Here is a 20,097-nt window from a genome sequence, read left to right as displayed (position 1 = left end):
TAACCTAGTAGCACATGCAACGTGCGCGGTTATTCATTCTTATTTTATCATCATTAGTGTCGTCATTGGCGTTAGCCGAAGTTACTATCAAAGACGTCAAAAGTAACTCCGCGGCGAATTCAGTTTTATATTCTGTTAAAGAAGGTTTTGTTAAGCTTGATCAAGTGAACACGGTGTATGGTGTTGAAATCCTGTTAAAAAAAGGTTTTGTTTTGCCAGCAAAGTACCGTGTTAAGGGCGCTGATTCGCCTGAAACTGATTTTTCTTTCCTGAATAAATACACTCTTTCTACAACAGTGATGTCTGAATTAACATCGGGCACTGTTGTAGCCTCGGGAACTGCAAAACCTGAAGTGGCAGTCAGCGATGAGTTAATCGACACACCAGTTACAGCCGATGAAGTGCGCCTTGTGACTGGCGCTGCAAAAACTTACATCCAAGATGAAACGGGCCAAGTGGTTTACGAAATCGAATGGAAACCAAAACCTGAACAAAACGTGATGGTGATGCGCGGCTGTCCGCAAGAATTATTAAAACTTCGCGAAGTTAAAAATACACAAGTTGCTTTTCCAATGGGGATTAGCTGTAACTTTGCGGTTTCTCCCGGGTTAGTGACGATTTCTTTACCACAAGAAGCCCGTTGGAGCAGTGCAAACCTTGTTGAGGTTTCGGGTAAAGGTGAGCGTTACCGTACTTTTGAAATTCCGCAAGGGAACTTAGAAGGTAAAGCTTCAGGCGCTTTTCGGTTCAAACAAAAAGATCAAACTTTAACTTACGCTGTGTTTGTTAAAAAATTAGAAGAAAAGGCCGCGACTTTATCAATCGGTTTTGATAAGTCAGTTTATTTCGGTATGGCTTCTTCGGCGTTAGGTAGTGATACTGCAAGTTATTCTTCATCAAGTTTTTTCTACGAGTTTAGCGGTCTTACAGATTTTGTCTGGAGTTATTTTAAATTTGGCTTTGGTTTTTACAATAGTTTTTCAATGGGGGAAGACCCAGCTGTTGTAAGTTCTCGTGATTCAAAAGTCACAGTGGGTTATTATTCAAATAATAAAACAGGTTTGAATTACGGTGTTTGGACAGGTCATAGAAACTTTGATGTGAAACAAGATTTATCAAGCACTAAGTTTCAATCGTCACAGTTTGCTTTTGGGGCAGATGCTACTTACACAATTAACCCGAAAAACACAGTGATCGGTAAATTTGAAATGGCTTCGTTAGGGTCAAAAGTCGTTAAATCACACATGAAAATCGGCGCTTATTATAAATATAAAATGATCATCGGAAAAACTGAATACATTGTCGGTGGGTTATTTGAAACACAAAATATGCAAATGGCGACCGCAACAGGCGATAGCCGTAAATTTGATCTGACTAAATTCGGTTTATTGTTAGATTTCTAAAAGAGGCAGCTCTATTTAAGGAACTGCCGAGAAGATTGTAAAGACTTGTCCTAGTTCAACAATACGTAAATAATTTTGATCCATGATAAGAACTTGATCGTTACCATTCATGATCGGTTTAAAATCACGCACGCGCAGCTGACAGCTTGTTGATGGGGTAAAGTTTGTACAATAACTTGTTCCGGCGCTATTTGCTCCGACAATTTTTTGAAATGAGCTGGCGTCGTATTTAGAAACTGTGCCTTTTGTGGCATCCATCATAAATAGAGTATCTTGGCCGTACTGAAACGTTAAGAAGCTATCACGGTTAACTGAACCCATATACTCTGGGCTTGTGTTTGTGCTGATATAAAATTTAATTAATTTCGCGCTGTCACAGTGGTCAACTATCCCATCAACAAAACTTGTCGCGCAGAAACGGCCTGTGATATTTGCGATATTATTACGAACCGGGTCGTAGCTGACCGCTAAACGTGAATATGGAACTAAGGCGTCTGTTGATCCTTGAGCTGTACTGCCGCTAATAAAGATTGTTGAAACGCTACGTTTACTTGGATCGCTATTGTGTTTGTAAACACGCAATTTAAAACGATCAACCGGCGAACTTACAGGAAGAGTCGGGTCATCTGATGAAAAGACCACCCATTGATTCGGTAATACGGTAAATACACCGTAGGCATCGATGTCAGCGCTATCATTAATTTTTAATTCTTTTGGGTCAGCAAGTAATTCAGTGGTTTCACTTGTTCCGCCGCCGGCCACATAAGTTAATTGTGGACTAGCTTCGCTTGGATCATAGTACGCGATTTTTCCATCATCTAAGAACCAGTGCACACCTTTAGCGTCTATTGTATGGCGTTTGACATGGTTAAATGCAGCCACACCTAAAGTACCTTCTGTGAAGGAGCCTGTGTTTGGAATAAATGATGCTTTAATCGTTGCTCCAGGATTATCATCTAAAATTTTAGTATCAAAGCGTGAAATGCCGGATTCAGATCTAACAAACATTTCACCATTCGGAGCCAAGTTCACACTGTCATTAGCAGGCACAGTAGTAGTGAAGCTCGCTGATGATTCAAGATAATGTTTAACACCGGGTACATTTGCATCAGACATAGTTAAAAATTCACCAGTCGAAGAATGATGGTAAAGACCCGTTGAAGTTGCAGAAAGGGCTGTATAGTCATTCACATAACGGGTAGTGCCGCTTGTTGAAATACTTAAAGAATCACGTGCATTAGTTCCAGTGCCTGCGTTTGAAAGACTTGAAATATTTCCGGCAGCATCTTTTGTCCAGAAATAACCAGTCATGGTGAACGGTAAAAATCCTAAGAAATAATTAAATTCAAAATTAGCCGGAGTTAGTGTCGGTACAGCAATGCCCATACTTGAAAGCGGTGTCCAGCAGATGTCATTCACATCCGGTGGAGCAGGATCGTCCATTTTTAAACACATGTCGGCTACCGGTGTTACTAAGTCATACACACCAGAAACTTGCAGCGAAGAAACGCCACCCACAACGCAGCCACCACCGATACAAGAAATACCATTGTTTGCTAAGATAGGGGCTTCTGAGTCGATTTTAAATTCTTGGCTTTCTGCTGAGCTTGTTAAATTAGATTCACCCACACTCGTGATGCGGATTTTAAAACGGTTATCAGCTTGCTCAAAAGAGTTATCTACTTTTCTGCAGCGAACATCAGCTAAATTTGGAGTATTCCAGGACACGGTTGTATCTTCACCAGCACCGACAGAAACTACACCATCTTGAATAGTTACCGCAGAAGGCGTATTTGAAGCGCCACCAGTCAGAATCGTAAATTCCGGCACTGCAGTAGGTGTAGGGCAGGCCACCACATATTCAACTTTACTAACCGCACCCACACGTGAAGTGATACGAAAAATTAAATCTTGCGTAATACCACCGCGAAAGTAACTAGAATTCACATTTAAAATTTCAATAACCGGAGATGCCGGAGGTAAACTATTGCCACTACCGCCGCCAGCATTTGAACCATCGCCAGAACCATCGCCTGGGTTCGATCCAGGATTTCCTGGGTCTGGTTCGTCACCTGGGTTAGGGGTTGCTGGAGAGTCAATGTTTTCACCAGAGGTAGCAGAACCTTTTGAAGCTTCAAGACTTGAAATATCTTCCATGGACCCTTGGCATGATGTGAAAAATAAACTTAACGCGATGAGTGCTACTAAGGCTTTCAAATGCAAATGGGATTTTTTATAAATCAAGTGAAACACTGTATTCTCCCATCATATATTGGCCTCTAAACGTTGTCGGAAAGAAAAGTTTGATCAGACCATTATTTGTATCAACTAACTTTTCAATCGTACGGCCGAAGCAAGTAACACCGGTTGGCATTGGTAATAAAATTTCAGACGAGAAAGTAGGGGTCACAACACGGCGGTATAAGCGGCCGCTGTTATTACAGATGTAGAAAACATCGGCGCCTTCTTGCACGGTGTGTGTAAAAGATAAAATAGTTCCGTTAGAAATTTGTGTGACGTTATAATATTTATCAGCTTCAACGAAGTTTTCGTTGGCATCTGTTTTAAACGAGATAGCGCCGATCATTGTTCCGCCGTATCTTGCCACAAGAAGTGCATCTTTATCTTCGTCGTATTCGTAGCGCGTTGTATTGAGTGTTCGCTCCATATTGTTTGTTGAAGCAATAGAAACCTGTGAATAAGAATTTGGAAAGTGAACAGAGTCGCTGCCCGAAGGGAGTAAATCGTTATTTCCGATAAAATGTGTTTGTTTGCCTGAGTCAGCATCGACAAATTTCATATAGTATTGCTGCCAGATATTACTGAACAGACGGTTGTACTCAGTTACAACTTGCGCTGGGCGAACAGCAGGGTTTCCGTTAACAGTCACATCTTTTGGTGGAATGTAGGCGAGCATAACATTATAGCCATTGCTGTCGCCACGACACTGGGTATTCATTTTACCATCACATGAACTTGCGCCTTTAGTATTTACATAAGGTGTTGATGCACTACCACCACCTAAAATACGCATCCAACGTCCGCTATCAGAGCCGCCACGAATAAGTTTCATGACTGAGCGGTTAGTTTCGGGACTGAAAACAAACGGCTCGCCATTGCTCGGATCAACGATGAGCGGAGGAGCCATATCTTGGTAATTGCTCCATGCGCCCATTTGATCTTTTGCTAAATTCGTTGATACGAAATAACCAGGTTTTGAAGTTGAAGTTTTCCAAGTCAGAGCCCAGTTTGTTGTTTCGTTTCCGGCAATAGTTTCAATTTTTTTATCTAAACCGAATTCGCGTAACAATTGGCTATCATGTTCACGGATAATAAATTTATCTGTTGAAGTAGAGCTGTCAAACCATTTGCCAAAAGCTTCAAAGCGGCCAAGCGTAGATAGCGTCGCTTCAAAACCATTACGGTCTGCAGGCTTACGTCCGAACAGAGTAACTACGCGACCATCAGCTCCGATCATGCGAACTTGTTGCCCGTCGATAAAGAAAATCGTGTTATCTTGTGTCACCCAGGCATCGCGTAGATAAACTGGGCAGGAGGTTGCTAAAGTGCCGTCTTCACAATATCCGTTGTAAGTTGTTCCTAAAACTTTTTCGAACTTATTTGTTGAGGTGTTAAGTTTACCTAAATTTAACTCAAACTGATTTGTATTGTACGCATAAAGTTCACCACGTCGAGACGTAAAGTATCTGACCATGTGCGAATTCGCATAACCCTTAGCGAGTGAATTCTTAAGCGAGAATGTAAATGAGTAGTAGTGCGTTCCAGTTCCATTTGACTGGCCCGTTTTTGGATTGTGATTTGAAGTGAAGTACTCACATTGCGCTGTTGTGTTCGGCGGGCAGTATTGCCAGAACATATTTAATGTTGTCGGGTTACCTGTAATTGGGTTGAATGTGATTCCACCCACTGAAGACGGGTAAAGTTCAGAAATAGGTTTAAACGGTTCGCCTAAAACACCATACCCTGTTAACGATAGCGGAAGAATTTTTCCCGGTTTACTTGGATCTGAATCCGGACGGTAAACGCGGAAATCTAAACCACGCCAAGAATTTGCACTTGAAGGTGTTGTTGTTGAAATATAACTTGGGCTTCCGTTAATTGAGAAATAAATATCACCATTTGGCATTGGTGTGAAGTGGCGGTACATACGGCTGTAGTCATCAACCGGACTTGGAAATGTAAATTCATTTCCGTAAATCCAAGCATTTTGCCAGTATTGTTTAGGAACCTTGGCATTGTAAGCTGTATTTTTGGCTGCGCTGTTGAAATAACAAAGTGAAGTCGGTGATTGTAAGCAACCAACAATCGTTTTCACTTCGCGAACACCAGTTAAGTTGCCTTGTGCATCACGCTCATCAGTCACTTGGCGAATACGGTTATTTTCTAAAAGTAATAAACGCCCTTTGTAATCTAAAGAAATTTTTAAAATATTTGAAGCCGTGGCTTCTGTACGCCCCGCAAGGAGCGAAGGGGTTTCGACAGCATAGCCATCAACGGATGAGGCCGCTTTTTTAACGTAAACACGGGCTTTACCGTCGAACTGGCTGATTTCGACAACACCAACGGTTTCATCAAGTACAAAGATACGCCCATCTTCATGAACAACTAATTTACCACCTGAACGGATGTATGAAATATCAATATCAAACTTTGTATTTAAAGCCGAAGCACCAATTAATGAATCTGAAAGACCTGCGGCAAAACGTAAACCTTGAATTTTACCATCAGCACTTAATGAAGTAGCTTGGTTAAATGGGTTTGTACTGATTGAATAAACAAAGCCCGCTGAATCACGCACATGAATACGCATGTAAATCGGCATACTGTGCAGACTTGCTGGCGGTGTCCAGACAAAACATTTATCAATTGATTGAGGATCTTGCGAGCCCACAGTTTGGCAGCCTTGGTCAACGCCTGCAGAAATTTCGCTATCTAACATTGCAGTACCGCTGGTATTGGTAATGTTTTGAAAAGTAATAGCGTCTGTCGAATATTCAATTTTATACGGTTCAACTAAATCAAGCGTTGTATTTTGATCGATCGTATAGCTCCACTTAAGATACATTGTAGGTCTTGTGGCATCGATAACAGTTTTTTCTAATGGGGGATTGTCACTAGCCATATCATCGTTTGCAGCAATATTTTTAACAAAAAGAATACTGCGTCCCGGAGAGTAAGAAATAGTACGACGGTCGATAGTTTCATCACCAACATCATTTGTTAAACGCGAGAAATTTCCAGATTTGTCTTTAACCCAGAAGTAGAATGTAAAAGATCCACCGATCCAGCCAAGCACACGTTTAAGATTGCGGACTTGTAAATTTTTACTTTCAGTTAAACCTAATGAGCTGATTTTAATCCAGCAAGCATGTTCTGCTGTTGGAATAGCTGCAGAATCTTTTAAACAGAAACTGTCAACCGGAGATAAAGTATCATCGGCATTAAAATCAATATTAACACCAGGTGATTTTAAATTGAGCGGTGTATCGATAGAACCATTAAATGTTAAAGTGCTAGCCTGAATAACAGGTGCCGAACTATCCATGATAAATTGACTTGAAACAGCGGTGAAAGTTTCAAGTTTGGCATTGCGGGTAATTAATCTAAAACGGAATTGATCACCTTCATCGGTTAAACTGATAGGAATAGACCAGCTGTAACCTTGAACTTGATCATTGTAGCCACCAAGATCAGTGGCTCCTGGAATTTGAATCCAAGTAGTTCCAGAAGTGTATTCTAAACGGCTAATGTAAAAACCAGGATCTGGATTTTCAGCAGTTCCTGTTGGTGCACCAGCACACGCAGCATCTTGTGGGTTGTTGACCGGATCACAAGTTTTAATAATCCATTTAATATTAAATGTTCTATTGTTGCGAAGGTAAGGAAATCCTTCTTGATTCATACCTTGTGTTGTTGTTTCAACGAATTGAATTCCTGGCGGAATATATTCGTCAAGTTCGATACCGCCGGCGCCTTTTTGCGAAAGGTTAGATAAAAGTTCTTCTTCTAAAATAGAGCCAGTACAGCCAGTCAGTAAGGTTAGAATAAGTAAAAGGTAAATTTTAAAAATTTTCATGACTACCTACCAATACAACGGACTGCAGCCGGGTTGTTACGTTGTTTATATTGGCGGGATCCTGTTTTACCACTGAATGTCCACGCATTTTTACGGTTTGAAGCCGATGTTGTTGCTGTCCATTCTTCGTCAGTGTTAACACCGATATCTGGTAAGACAAATCTTAACCCATGATGATTTGCTAAAATGTAATCGTACATTGAAGGTACGCGCCATAACACACGGCCAGTTGCTGCCGTTAAGTCCGGAGTCAATCCAGCTTTACCTGGAGTTGTTGACGTGTTGTAAGTTGTCGCAAATAAATTTGGATCGCCATTTTCAGGAAGATCAATATAACAAGCCGATGTCGGTGTTGTTTGATCTTGATAAGTGGCATTGTCACAGTAATTTGACGGGTCGTCTTCAGAAGATGTTAATTGGTCATAAACCATATCAGTGCCGTCGAAAACTTTTCTTCCGTTACTTCCAGTAGATTTACACCAATTTAAACTTGTCGAAACTAAAGAACTCCACATTAAGCCCGTGCTTGTATCGCGCCAAACTTCGTATGTTTTACTTGTATCAACACTGTCACGTTTACGCGTGATAAGTTCCCAGTCAGTTTGACCGGCGTTACCTTTAACAGTTCCTTTCCAAGTTGCGTTGCTTCCGAAAACCGAAGCGCAGTTAGCTAGGCGGGCACTGATAGTACCGATTGTTCCGCACTGTGTATTACTCCAAGTTCCGCGGTTAACTTTAACTACGTCAGCTTCAGAGTCGCCAGAAATTTTTGGTACTGGATGATAATCAGTCGGGTAAATCTGACTGGAATTTTGATTTGGGTTTGCTTCAAGACGGTTAGATTCACCGGTTAAGTTTTGTTTGTACGTCATTCTGTTAACAGCCGTACTGCTTGACGGAGCACGATGTGCACCACTTCCGTAAACAATTTCAGGAGCTTCGTAAGTTCCGCGAACACCAAAGATCACAAGACCTTTTTGAATATTATCCGGATCTAAATCAGGTTCGTTCGTAGATTTTAAATCTGATGTCGTAAAACAAAGACCAACTTTACCTTGGGCGCAGTTATCATTTCTTCCGCCTTGAGGTAATTTATAGACAAAGCGTCCAACTGTTGAAGACGTGATACCGTTGTTAATTTGAATTGTTTTTGGATCACCCTTTGTTTTACATGAATAAGCATTTAAGGCCGTGCCTGAAGCACCAGGAGTTCCATCCGGTGATTTTTCAGTACAGTTAGTGTCATTTTCAACATAAGCATCAGCATCATCAATCCAACAAGGTTCGTTGTTTGATCCGTAGATACAGTTTTTACCGCGGCCACCATAAGAACCACTGATCTGTTTGCTTACGCCATTAATAGTTCTAGTGACTTGAGCCGGGTAGAAGAAGCCGTTAAAGTCATTACGATCAGGTGTTGTACATGAAGTGGTTTGTAAACCAACACCAGGTCCTGACATAGGGCAAGTGTTTGCCGAAGCTGTATTACGAATCACAAAGTTCGGGTTACCACTTGTTTTAAGAGCGTTACCATCAATACTAAAACCATCAGGTGTTGTGGTATCTGTTGTATTGATCCAACAAGCGCCTTTAGGTTTTGAACCATCATATTTATTAACTAATTTGTACGACGTAGAATCAACTTGAACAAATGAACACTCAAAATCACGGCCGCCCCAGTAAGATGAATAAACATAGTATTCTCCCGAAGGAGCGTAACATGTATTCGTATTATGGGCTGTTGTAGACGATGCGGAACCATTTATATCACAATCTGGATAAATAGTGTTATCAAGAGTACCGACGATACCAAAAATCTTTTTATCCTTAACAATATTTTCTGGTTTTAAACCAGCTGATTGCCAAGTGATTTCATTTCCTTCGTGCCAGCCTGGCGCTAATTGAAGAGTTGTCTCTTCAGCTGCGGCTGTATAGTGCTGTAGGTAATCCGAACTGCGCGGGCCGTACTGCACATCGTAGAGATAAGATGTATTTAAAACGCCGCATTTTTGTGTGATGATAGCATTCAGATCGCATAACACTAAGCCTGTGGTGTCTATCACAGAATCATTAGAATTCACTTCAGCGTGAACCGACGAAAAGTTAAGAAGTAGGGTAAGGATTAAAATTAGCGGCCGATACATCTGACCCCCGCTAAATCTGAACGGTTAATTAATCTGTGCGCTCCATCCATTGAGTTTACGCCCCACGCTTCGCTGCGATTTGCTGAGTTGACTGTGCCGGTCCATTCCACCAGCGGAATACTGCGCTGAGTACCCATATCCGGTAAAACAAAACGAATACCATTGTATTCAGCCACTTCGTAGTCATAGAGGGTAGGAACGCGCCAGTGGATCTTTGGAGAAGAAGATAAATTTAAATCAGCTTTGCCATTGATCGTGAAATCTGAATCAATATTTGTAAAACCTAAATCTTCTAAACACGCACTGATCACAGATGCTGCGACATCTTGAGCTTGGTTAGCTGAATTATTACAAATTCCTGAAGCATCATTTTCTTTGTAACGGTTATTCACTGAAACATTAGCGCTATTGCTGCTGCCTGAAGCTTTACACCAGTTTGTACCTTCGCTGATTAAAGAACTCCATAACATCATAGTTCTTTCGTCGCGCCACACTTCAACCATTGTATTTGTTGAAGCATTTAATTTACGAGTAACTAGAGTCCAACGGCCTTGGCCGGCATTACCGCTGACCACGCCATCCCAAGATGAAAGGGAGCCGAATTTAGCACCACAGTCTGAAATTTTCTTATCTAAAGTGTCTAACAAAGCATCAACACCACATTGAGTTTGTCCCCACGATGAACGCTCTGGAGTTGCCAGAACATTTTGTTCAGCGGTTGATCCATCATCGTCTTTCATAATAGAGGTAATTTCACGGTAAGGTTTTAATGGCTCATAAAAGTTAGGTACGCTTGTCGGAAGGGCTTCTTCAGAGCTGCCTGAGAAGTTATTATTTTCTTCATTTAAAGTTAATTGCGGAACCGATTTATCACGGTGCATACCAGAAGCCCAAACACCAATACCACCAAATGAACCAGTGATACCAAAAATATTCACGCCAGCTTTAATCGCCGATGTGTTTAAAAGTTGAGATAAAGCTGTAGAGGCCGATTTTTTCTGGCCTGCCGGAATAATTAAAGTTTTTGTTGTCGGATTAGTTAAAGAGTAGCTTGCGTTTAAGTACCAAATACCATCACGTGGGCTTTCAACATATTTACAATCGTTGTAAGCTGTCGTGCAGTTATTTTTACAAGTCGTATTTGATCCGCAAGCTGTGTTACACGCATTTCGAGTTGTTGTACACGCGTTATCAGCACATTTTCCGTAACCAACTGGTGTGGCACCTGAAACAGTCTGACGCTCGTAGCAACTATAATAACAAGATGAGTATTGGCCAAAACATTTATTGGGATCAGCGCCAGCTTGTCCATTACAAGTTGTTTTTGCTGTCGCACAAGTATTTACACATGAATTTAAAGTTGTACGGCAAGATGAATTTTCGCTCGTAGTAAAAATATAGTTAATGCTCGTCGAAACTTCAGCGCCGGTATAATAACATTGACCTAAATTTGTTCCGTTACAGACACGGAAACGGCCATCATAAGCTGTGTTATAAACGTAACGGCTATTACCGGCAGTTAAGCACTGAGCCGAGTTTTTACTGATAGGTTCATCTAAGCCACCTTTCCAGTTCGTCGGCAAGTTATCGTTTTGGTCTTCAAGACATAAAGGTGTCGTTGATGTGTTACCTAAATTCACTGAACGCGTTTGATAAGGAGGAATATCTAACCAGCACGGAGGATTTGGAACCGGTCCACAAACTGTGACTCGCCCGCCATAAACATCAGGGTAGAAGAATTGATTTTGTGCTACTTGACAGAAATCACGAACGATACCGCTGACTGTTGGTGATTTTAATTTTCCGTAAGTCGGGCTTGCTGTCGATATGTCCCAAAAAGTTCCGTTGTTGTTACCATAAGTACAAGCTAGGGGAACAGAGTTCGCATTTGCTAAGTAAAAGTCTTGCCCGAAGTTTGGCACGAAACAGCTTTGGCTATTAGCGCCACCACCCATATTACAGTTTTTATCGCGGCCGTTAAAAGCTGTTGCATAGATAAAATTATTTTCTGGCGCTACGCACTTGTCGCCATTTGCTGGTAATGAAATGCCATCAACTGTTGAAGTCGCTGAAGCTGTATCGGTTGATGAGCAATAAACTTTTTGTGAGCTTGCGAAAGTTCCTGCAAGACCAAAAATTGAAGTTCCTGATACGATATTTGCAGCAATATAGTCAGGATTGTAGTTGCCACCTTGTTGGCTTAAAGATTTATCTAAAGACATGATAGCAAAACCTGTCGACCAAGCCATCGGTAATTGTGAAACCACCGCGACACCTTCAAAGCCAGAGTCGCCATAAATTAAAGTCGAAGATGTTGCAATAGTCTGAGAAACAATTTCGGTATTGCGGCCAGAGTATTTTTCTTCAGAAATAAAATACTCTTCGTAACCATCAGGAAGTTCACATGGAGGATTTGTAATTTCTCCGTCAGCGATTTCACACACAGGAACATTTGAAATCGACAAGAGTGAAACTAAATTTGTTTTTAAATCACAGCCAGATAAAAATAATAGAAGGCCTGCGCCAATAAATGAAATTGGTTTTAAAGATATTAATAAATTGCGAACGAGTGCCAAGATGTACTTCACGGCTAATTTATCGACGATAAAAGCGAACTACTAAAGCAAAAATGGCCCAGTTTGGTACACAAATTCCTGTCAAGATGCATTTCTCGTTTGCGTACATTTCATCACTGCAAACGTTCTCGACTTCAGTGGAGTGCATTCGTGGCAGCGAGTATGACATAGGCCCAGTTTCAAACTGGAACTCATGTTCTGGGCTTTAAATTTTTTTTAACTGGTTTGAGGCTATAAGTAAGCATTTGTTTAAAAACACCAAAGCCACGGAGGGCTTCACAATGTTTAAACTAAAAACCACACTTGTGATCGCGTTTGCGATCTTCGCGACTACTTTTGCTAGAGCCGAAGGCTCTGCCATTTCCGGCGCCGCAGATTCTTCTAATCTTAAAGAATGGACATTCTTAGTGTTCATCAATGGCCATAACAACTTATCTTCATTCGCAGATATGAATATTAAAGATATGGAAAAAACAGGTTCATCAGATAAAGTGAACTTAGTTGTTGAGTGGGGTTCTCAGTCATCGAAGATGACAAAACGTTTATTAGTTAAAAAATCAACGAATCCAAGCAAAGTGACTTCTCCAGTTGTGATGGAAATGCCAAATCATGATATGGGTGATTACAGAAATTTAATCGACTTCGTTGCTTGGGGTGTAAAAAATTATCCAGCAAAACGTTACTTCGTAGCGGTTTGGAATCACGGATCTGGTTGGCACAGAACGGGTAAAGTGTCTGCACGTGATATCTCTTTTGATGATAACACAGGTAACGTGATCACAACTGAACAATTAGGTCTTGCGATGCAAGAATCAGCTAAGATCATTGGTCATAATGTTGATATCTACGGATCTGATGCTTGTTTAATGCAAATGATTGAAGTGGGTGCTGAGTTCAATGGTTCAGTTGATTACATGGTGGGTTCACAAGAATTAGAACCAGGTGAAGGTTGGCCGTATGCTCCATTCGTAAAACAATGGATTGCTAACCCAACAATGACAGCGGCTGAAGTGTCAGTTTTATTATCTAAAGAATACCAAAAATCATATGATGGTGGTGTGTACGGTAATAAACCAGATACAACATTCTCTGCTGTGAATCTTCAAAAATTACCGGCTTTATACGCATCACTGACAACATTGCAACAAAGTTTACGTGGTTTAGGTTCTGCGCAATTTGCTGAAGTTAAAAAAGCGATCAATAACTCAATGAATTTTTACTACTCTGATTATGTAGATTTAGGTGATTTCTTAAATAGAACACAATCTCTAGGTTTTTCGCGTGCTATCGAAGGTTTATCAGCTTCTCAATCAGCGTTAAAAGAAGTAGTTCTTACAGCTGATAACGGCGATAACTTTTTAAAAGCTTCAGGTTTATCAATCTGGTTACCGACTTACCAATCTAGCGAATTAAACCGCTATGATAATTTACAATTCAGCAAAACAACTGGCTGGAACGAATTAGTTCGCCAAGTTCTTCGCTAATTATTTCTAAGTTTATATTCTTTAAAAGCGGCGTTTACAAAAATAAACGCCGTTTTCTTTTAGTACAATCGCACTACAGAATTTGGGCCAGTGGTCTAGCAATAGTCCAGAATCACAAAGGTCCAGTCTAATCTCGAAAAGCTCACGCCGAATGATTTAGTGGAGGAACCACTATGTCGCAAACACGCAGAGATTTTTTAAAACACTCAGGTATTCTTTCTGCAGGATTAATTACGTTCAAACCATTTGGTGGAGGTTCACGTGTATGGGCCGCTGATAGCGACGCTGTTAACGCGTTGGCAACGACACCAGCTTACACAGGTTTGTATCCCATTCATCAAGGTTTAACTTTTGAAGACTTAGCTTATTTAAGTGTATTACGCCCGAAAACAGCTGAACTTTCTTTTGAGGTTGTTGATAGCAAAAATGCCAAACAAAGTTTATTAGCTGTTCAAGCGGTGGGAATGAAAGGTTCAGATCTTCAACTAGACCGTTTTAAAGCCACAGGCCTGCAATTAGGTCAGACTTATAAATTTCGTGTCTTAGATGCTAAAGGTAAAATCGTTGATGAACGTAACTTTAAAACTCTAGATACAAATAAGAAAAATCCAAAAGTCGCTGTGGCAAGTTGCATGAATGACTTTTTTAAATCAGCTTGTACACAAATGTGGGCTTCTTTGGGTAACCAATCTCCAGATATGGTTTTCTTAGTGGGTGATACTTGTTATGCAGATAATGACAATGATGGTACACAATTAGGTTTCTGGAAACGTTACACCGAAACGCGCACAAAAATCGGTTTTTTCAGACATAAAAACTTAGTTCCGGTCATGGCTGTATGGGATGACCACGATTTTGGTGGCAATAACTTCGATGGTTCCTATGCTGGCAAACAATTTACTTTAGAATTATTCTCAAACTTTTGGTTATACCCAGAGCACGATAAATACAAACGTGGTGTTGGCGTATCGCAAGTGTTATCAATCTTTGGTTACAAATTCTGTTTAATGGATGACCGTTTTTACAGAAATGATTCTACACAATGGGGTGATACGCAAAAAGATCAATTATTTGAGACCTTAAGCTCGGATAATACCCCGGCGTTTTTAATGAACGGCAGCCAATTTTTCGGCGGTTATCTTAAAAAAGATGCTTACGAATACAAACAAGCCAAAGATTTATCATCAATCTGCCAGCAGTTAGCGCGTATCAACGCACCGGTGTGTTTTGTATCGGGTGATGTGCACTTTTCAGAAGTTATGCAAATTGAATCTAAATTGCTAGGCTATAAAACTTTTGAAATTACTTCGAGCTCAATGCACAGTTTTACTTACTTAGGTAATCACTTAAGAAAGAAAAATCCACGTCGTTTAGCAGCTACAAGTAAACACAACTTCACGATTTTACAGCTTGATAACACAACGTCGAAGTTTAAATTTACTTCAACAGCATTTGATGAAGACGGGGATAAGAAGATCAATAAATCCCTGGAAATCGTTCGTTAATCTTTCTTTTATCCAGCCAAATGTGGGGGCATTGCCCCTCGTTTGGCGGTGTATCTGGAAGGCGTTCGTTTGTAGGGAATCCACCCCAGCACTTCCAGAGTATTTCGTTCGATATAATTCACAACATTTGAAAAATCCCGTCCCCACGACACCCTTCGCGAGTAAAGAAGTGCACCCCAAAACTTACGACGATACTTCACTGATGGAGCATTGCCCGCAATTTTTTCTTGGTCTTTGCTTTCGTGTTTAAGCAACGGATATTGTTCAAGAATTTTTTGTGCGATATGTCCGGCAATAACGCGAAAGAAATTCTGAATAGCAAACCGCTGATGGCCACGAATTAACAAGTGAATGTGGTTTCCGCATATAGCCTGTTGGTAGATTTTCACACCAAAGCGTTTCGAAGCTTTGTTAAGTACTTTATAGATCAGATTTTTATGGCGCAACAGTGAGCGCTTTCCGGTAGCGAGTTCGCTGCGTAAGGTAACATGAAACGGATTTTTAGTAGAAAGATGACGTTTCGATTTTCGACGTTTGATCGACAGGGCTCCACCGTGATCTTTTCGAGGAATAAATTGAGTTGAGAAGTAATGGCGTTGTTTCATGCCATTATTAAAGTGCAAAGTATATTCAGGGCAATGCCCAGGTTTAAGGGAGAATGACGGGCGGAATCGTGGAATATTCGGTAAACGGAAATTAAAAACTCCGGCAGCTTTTGGGGCAATGCCGGAGTGAATGATGAATACGGATCTAAAATCGAGCTACTTACGCGCTTTGATGTACTGTTTTACCAAAGTTAAATCAGTTTCACGCATTTGCGAAACCGGAGTGATAATTTCTTCTTCCGGATCTAACTCGCGGCCGGTGTCTGTTAAGCGCTTTTTAATTAAGGCTTTAACGTAAGGGCCATCTAAACGTAAATCTTTAAACTGTTGAACAGTTCCTACTTCTTTGCCAGTCACTTCAAGCATCGCTTTGTAAACTAGCTCAGAGCAGTAAGTTCTTTCGTCAGACATTTCAAAGTAGATGTCGTAAGGTTTGTTTTGTCTTTTGATAGCGTTGTGTAAAGCTGTTGTCATTGTTTTTGGGTTAAAATGTTTAAAGCGATAAATTTTGTACTCTTTGTTTTTACCACGATTGATAAAATCCTGTAGCGGAGTGGCTTTCACAGGGCCGATAGCTTCAGCGACATACCATTTGCCGGCGTTAGCTACAAGAATACCTACGTGAGTCCATTGTGAACCCGAAGCTTCAGTGATTGCAGCGGCTTGCTGAGATTGACTTTTGTGAAAAATGATATCGCCGACTTGAAGAGTTTGAGCAGCGGCCTTGGTTGAAATTGATAATACAAATAAGACGAATGCGACTTTGATTGTTTGTTTGATGTTTTTCATACCGAATATATCGGTTGAAGTATTTGCTCCAGTTAGGGGCAATGCCCCCATTCCGGCCCAAAGTAGAATCTAGAAAATAAAAAAAGCCCGGACTTTGATAAAGTATCCGGGCTTAAAGTTTGGGTTTTGGTTTTTTAAAAAACTATTTAACGCCTTTAGCTTTCACATCGAAAGATAAAAGTGAAGCTGCGTGAGCAACCGTGTTACCTGTTTTCTCTACACGGCAAGTTACGCCGATAGAAACGCGGCCTTTAGAACCGATTTGTGCACCGTTAGCATCTTGAACCGCATAAACAACATCAAACATCGCTGGAGCAGTAACACCAACTTTACCAGCTTGAGCATCTGCTTCAGCGCGCGTCACTGTTTTAGAGTGAGCAGCAACACTTGAACGTGGGTATGAACCTAACACTTTAGCTTTTATGCCTGATTCTTTTTGCGCTGTTGTGATTCCTAAGCTTTCTTCAAGTACAGTTACTTTTTTCTCAGAGTAAAGTACGTTATCAGCGGTAGCTGTGATGGCTTTTTGTAATTCAGTTGTTGCACAAGATTCAGTTTTTACACGTTGTAATCTTGTGATCTCAGATTCAGCGAAAGCTGAAGATACAGTTAACAAAGTCACTAGAGTTAATAAAATTTGTTTTTTCATATATTCCTCGTATTTTCTTTCGCTTTAATTATTTAGATTGTAAATCTTTAAGTTTAGCTTTCGGTACGTACTTGATTGTCACGACGTAGTCGAATTTCTTTTGTTGAACTGCTTCACCGTTGATTTCGTTTGGCATTGCTGCGTGAACACCGAAACCAGTTGGCGAGTAGTTGCGTGGAGAGGCTGGATTTAATTGAGCTCTTGCACCGTCGATTTTTTGCGGTGTTCTGTCTAATAAAGCTAATTTGAAGTAACCGTTCATTTGTTGGATTAGCGGAGCCATTGCTGCAGCTACGCCTTTGTGGCCTGAAGACAAGCCTTTAGCTTCTTTCTCAACACCTGGTAAAGCGAAGTCAATTAAGTTCATCGTTAATTGCGCACCAGCACCAGTTTGTTGAATTAACATCGGGATACCGTCAGTCATACCGTATAAAGACTGGTCTGAAGCTCTACCGCCAGAGAATGCTGTACCTAACATTTGCATTGGTTTGAAGTATTCAGATACGCAAGATTTTAAGTTAGATCCATCTGGATTACAGTCACGTAAAGATAACATAACCCAAGCAAACTCAGAACAGAACATTTGCATGTGGTCGTGCTCTTTCATGCTCTTACCTAATAATAGACGGGCTGTATCTGTTACGAAAGAAAGATCGCCATTTTCACGATATGTTGGGCTGTTGTAATCAGAGTTGAAAGATAAAGAAGAAGGGTAAACAGTTTTAGCGCGGGCTTTTTCTAAAGCTTTTTCGAACCAAACTTGTAAGTTTGATCTTTGAGCTAGAGTTAAACGCGGGCGTAAGATTTGTAACATTAAGTTTTCGTTATCACCAGTAAAGTGAGTTGAATCCATTACTGATTTACCGAAACCAACAGCTTTACCACCTAACATGTCTGCATCCATCGGCATGTCTACGTTGTAAACTACTTTACGGCCACCTTCAGTAACAACAACCGCCACTGAAATGTGAGTGTTTAATAATTGTAAAGCTAAGTATTGTAATGAGTTAGCAAATTGCGGACGAGTAGAGATGATAATATCACCTGTTTTGATTAATCCGCTTTCAGCCATTGAGCGAGCAGCTTCAAGACGTGATTCTTGCGGAGCTAAAGCCATACGTAAACCTAATGCTGACCCGTTGGCAGATTGAGCACCCATAGCTATGTAGTCTGTTAATACAACTGAGTTGGAATCATCAGAGCGTGGTACGAAAGTAACATCGTTTAAAGCTAAAAAACCTTTTGCCGGATATGTTTCATAGAACGCTACAGAAGGATTTAACATTGCTGATTGAGTCCATTTTCCAAGAACAGACTCGATGCCAGCAGCGATTTGTGTGTTGAACGCATTTTTACCTAATTTGTTTACGATAGGGCCAGCAGTTGCCGTGCTAACTAACAATGCTGTACTTAAAAAGGCGCTAATAGCTTTCTTCATGTTCATATGTTTTCTCCGTTTTTAATAATTAATAACCGTTTATAAAAAACTTAACGAAGGGGTAGATTTCAAGAAAGGTGCCCAAAATGAAGCGCCCTAAACATGATAAAATTGTTTTAACGTCTCAGGATTTGATGAAGGACAATTATTGCGGGCCACGCTGTCTAACTCGTCGTCAAACACAGCAAGACACACTGAGGAGTGAAATTCTCATTTTGATACAAGTTGGACCTTGATCCATCTAAATAAATTAAGATTTTGAGGCAGAAACCCGAAGAATTAACGTGTGTAATCTTCTGGGGGAGATATGAAAATATCGTTTCTTTTACGTTCAATTCTTGTTTCGCAGGTATTTACTTTAGCTGTTCAAGCAGATCAAAAAGAAAGTATTTCAGTCTGTAACGGTCGAAAAACCATCGAAGTCAAAGTTGATTGTGATAAGAAACGTCAGCAAGGCGGAAGATCTGAACATGTCTTAGCCTGCAGTGCTAAATTTCCGGATAAATCAGTAGTTAAAGCTAACGAAGATCTTACACAAGCTCAATATAGCAAAGCTTATTATACCGTGGGCACAGCGCCGCGCTTTCGCGCCTTTAACGATAAACAAATGGCCCAGTCTTACGATATTTTCCTAGACAAGCTCGCGCGCACGCCTGAATCTTTTGAATTTTGCAAAGAGTACAACCAATGTGAGATGTTTTTAGAAGGTGATGAAGAACTGGCGCCGTTAGCTAAGGCTATCGCCAATGATGGTCTTATTGATGGTGGAGACGAGGTTCGCCAAATTCAGACATTTTATTCTGAACGTGATAGTAAATTTCGTTCACCAGCTGATCGACCACGCTTAAGACTTGCCACTTACAGTAAGTTTAATTTTTCAAAAAGCAGTAACGGTAATGACATTACTTTAAGTAAAATTTTTGTCACAGATGCAGCACGCGATGCTGTCGACCAAGCACAAGGTCCTTATTGGTCTGCCGTGTGGGATAAACGTGAAAAAGAAGGAAGTGGTCGTAGACCACAAATTACTGAAAGTGATTTGCAGACTGAAAAGCGTCAGTTACAAATACGCCGTTCAGATGATTCCGGTGAACAGACGGTGACCATCACAGATCCGAAAAAAACGTATGATATCGAACTGCGTTTTAAAAACGGCCAGTGTTATCCGTGGAAGAAGAAAGTTCCAGATGACGGGGCACGAAGATTTGCCAGTGAAAATAGTTGGTATTCAAATTCAGTAAACGGTGATGCTTGGGATAAGCCTTTTGATCTTTCTGAGTGTGAAAGTATGCCTTCTCGCTGCAGTAAAAATCGCTATTGGCGCGCCTACGTCAGCAACAACACAAGTTCTGAGCCTGCTAAAGAATCAAAAAGACCGGCACGAGCTACAAGCTCGTCACGCTAAAT

General features: G+C 40.8%; 12 protein-coding genes. 4 read left to right on the top strand and 8 right to left on the bottom strand.

The features are described from left to right. Window positions 1–14 precede the first annotated feature (14 nt). A complete protein-coding gene (locus tag ACKWCF_RS10105; protein ID WP_409477463.1) occupies window positions 15–1,403 on the top strand; it encodes a hypothetical protein in 1,389 nt (462 codons plus the stop codon). 15 nt (window positions 1,404–1,418) lie between these two features. Here the strand turns inward: ACKWCF_RS10105 and ACKWCF_RS10100 are convergent, their stop codons facing one another. Genes ACKWCF_RS10100 through ACKWCF_RS10085 form a run of 4 tightly spaced genes read right to left on the bottom strand, consistent with a single transcriptional unit; the run spans window position 1,419 to window position 12,232 of the window. Then, window positions 1,419–3,656, bottom strand: a complete 2,238-nt coding sequence (locus ACKWCF_RS10100) for a hypothetical protein (RefSeq protein WP_409477462.1) — start codon at window positions 3,654–3,656, stop codon at window positions 1,419–1,421. Further along, window positions 3,637–7,500 carry a hypothetical protein gene (locus ACKWCF_RS10095; protein ID WP_409477461.1) on the bottom strand — a complete coding sequence of 1,288 codons (3,864 nt, stop codon included), beginning with the start codon at window positions 7,498–7,500 and terminating at the stop codon, window positions 3,637–3,639. The genes ACKWCF_RS10100 and ACKWCF_RS10095 overlap by 20 nt, the downstream gene beginning before the upstream one ends. Window positions 7,501–7,502: 2 nt before the next feature. Beyond that, entirely contained in the window at window positions 7,503–9,644 is a 2,142-nt protein-coding gene (locus ACKWCF_RS10090) for a hypothetical protein (protein WP_409477460.1), read from the bottom strand. After that, window positions 9,629–12,232: a hypothetical protein gene (locus tag ACKWCF_RS10085; protein ID WP_409477459.1), complete on the bottom strand. Its 2,604-nt coding sequence runs from the start codon at window positions 12,230–12,232 to the stop codon at window positions 9,629–9,631. The genes ACKWCF_RS10090 and ACKWCF_RS10085 overlap by 16 nt, the downstream gene beginning before the upstream one ends. Window positions 12,233–12,501: 269 nt before the next feature. On the opposite strand from ACKWCF_RS10085, the gene ACKWCF_RS10080 reads away from it, so the two are divergent. Together ACKWCF_RS10080 and ACKWCF_RS10075 are read left to right on the top strand one after the other, a co-directional pair. After that, window positions 12,502–13,704 (top strand): clostripain-related cysteine peptidase, encoded by a 1,203-nt coding sequence (locus ACKWCF_RS10080; protein ID WP_409477458.1) that lies wholly within the window; start codon window positions 12,502–12,504, stop codon window positions 13,702–13,704. Between the two features lie 173 nt (window positions 13,705–13,877). Next, a complete protein-coding gene (locus tag ACKWCF_RS10075; protein ID WP_409477457.1) occupies window positions 13,878–15,209 on the top strand; it encodes a twin-arginine translocation signal domain-containing protein in 1,332 nt (443 codons plus the stop codon). An 8-nt stretch (window positions 15,210–15,217) separates the two neighbouring features. On the opposite strand, the gene ACKWCF_RS10070 is transcribed toward ACKWCF_RS10075, so the two are convergent. The 4 genes from ACKWCF_RS10070 to ACKWCF_RS10055 all read right to left on the bottom strand — a co-directional run bounded on the left by ACKWCF_RS10070 (window position 15,218) and on the right by ACKWCF_RS10055 (window position 18,690). After that, window positions 15,218–15,814, bottom strand: a complete 597-nt coding sequence (locus ACKWCF_RS10070; protein ID WP_409477456.1) for a transposase — start codon at window positions 15,812–15,814, stop codon at window positions 15,218–15,220. 156 nt (window positions 15,815–15,970) lie between these two features. Then, complete coding sequence (locus ACKWCF_RS10065; RefSeq protein ID WP_409477455.1) at window positions 15,971–16,603, bottom strand: YiiX/YebB-like N1pC/P60 family cysteine hydrolase; 633 nt, start codon at window positions 16,601–16,603, stop codon at window positions 15,971–15,973. A gap of 142 nt (window positions 16,604–16,745) precedes the next feature. Continuing rightward, window positions 16,746–17,252 (bottom strand): hypothetical protein, encoded by a 507-nt coding sequence (locus ACKWCF_RS10060; RefSeq protein ID WP_409477454.1) that lies wholly within the window; start codon window positions 17,250–17,252, stop codon window positions 16,746–16,748. Between the two features lie 28 nt (window positions 17,253–17,280). Next, window positions 17,281–18,690: a hypothetical protein gene (locus ACKWCF_RS10055; RefSeq protein ID WP_409477453.1), complete on the bottom strand. Its 1,410-nt coding sequence runs from the start codon at window positions 18,688–18,690 to the stop codon at window positions 17,281–17,283. Window positions 18,691–18,997: 307 nt separating this feature from the next. Here ACKWCF_RS10055 and ACKWCF_RS10050 point away from each other — a divergent pair, with 307 nt between their 5' ends. Continuing rightward, the gene (locus tag ACKWCF_RS10050; RefSeq protein ID WP_409477452.1) at window positions 18,998–20,095 is read left to right on the top strand and encodes a hypothetical protein; all 1,098 of its coding nucleotides are present in this window, start codon (window positions 18,998–19,000) and stop codon (window positions 20,093–20,095) included. Window positions 20,096–20,097 lie beyond the last annotated feature (2 nt).

Source organism: Pseudobdellovibrio sp. HCB154 (assembly GCF_046267985.1).
Lineage (GTDB): Bacteria > Bdellovibrionota > Bdellovibrionia > Bdellovibrionales > Bdellovibrionaceae > Pseudobdellovibrio.
This window is presented reverse-complemented; position numbering and strand designations above follow the sequence as displayed.

Bases quoted from the DNA above. Each gene is read 5' to 3' on its own strand.
- ACKWCF_RS10105 (WP_409477463.1), top strand. From the start codon at position 15: ATGCAACGTGCGCGGTTATTCATTCTTATTTTATCATCATTAGTGTCG.
- ACKWCF_RS10095 (WP_409477461.1), bottom strand. From the start codon at position 7,500: ATGAAAATTTTTAAAATTTACCTTTTACTTATTCTAACCTTACTGACT.
- ACKWCF_RS10090 (WP_409477460.1), bottom strand. From the start codon at position 9,644: ATGTATCGGCCGCTAATTTTAATCCTTACCCTACTTCTTAACTTTTCG.
- ACKWCF_RS10080 (WP_409477458.1), top strand. From the start codon at position 12,502: ATGTTTAAACTAAAAACCACACTTGTGATCGCGTTTGCGATCTTCGCG.
- ACKWCF_RS10075 (WP_409477457.1), top strand. From the start codon at position 13,878: ATGTCGCAAACACGCAGAGATTTTTTAAAACACTCAGGTATTCTTTCT.
- ACKWCF_RS10070 (WP_409477456.1), bottom strand. From the start codon at position 15,814: ATGAAACAACGCCATTACTTCTCAACTCAATTTATTCCTCGAAAAGAT.
- ACKWCF_RS10065 (WP_409477455.1), bottom strand. From the start codon at position 16,603: ATGAAAAACATCAAACAAACAATCAAAGTCGCATTCGTCTTATTTGTA.
- ACKWCF_RS10060 (WP_409477454.1), bottom strand. From the start codon at position 17,252: ATGAAAAAACAAATTTTATTAACTCTAGTGACTTTGTTAACTGTATCT.
- ACKWCF_RS10055 (WP_409477453.1), bottom strand. From the start codon at position 18,690: ATGAAGAAAGCTATTAGCGCCTTTTTAAGTACAGCATTGTTAGTTAGC.
- ACKWCF_RS10050 (WP_409477452.1), top strand. From the start codon at position 18,998: ATGAAAATATCGTTTCTTTTACGTTCAATTCTTGTTTCGCAGGTATTT.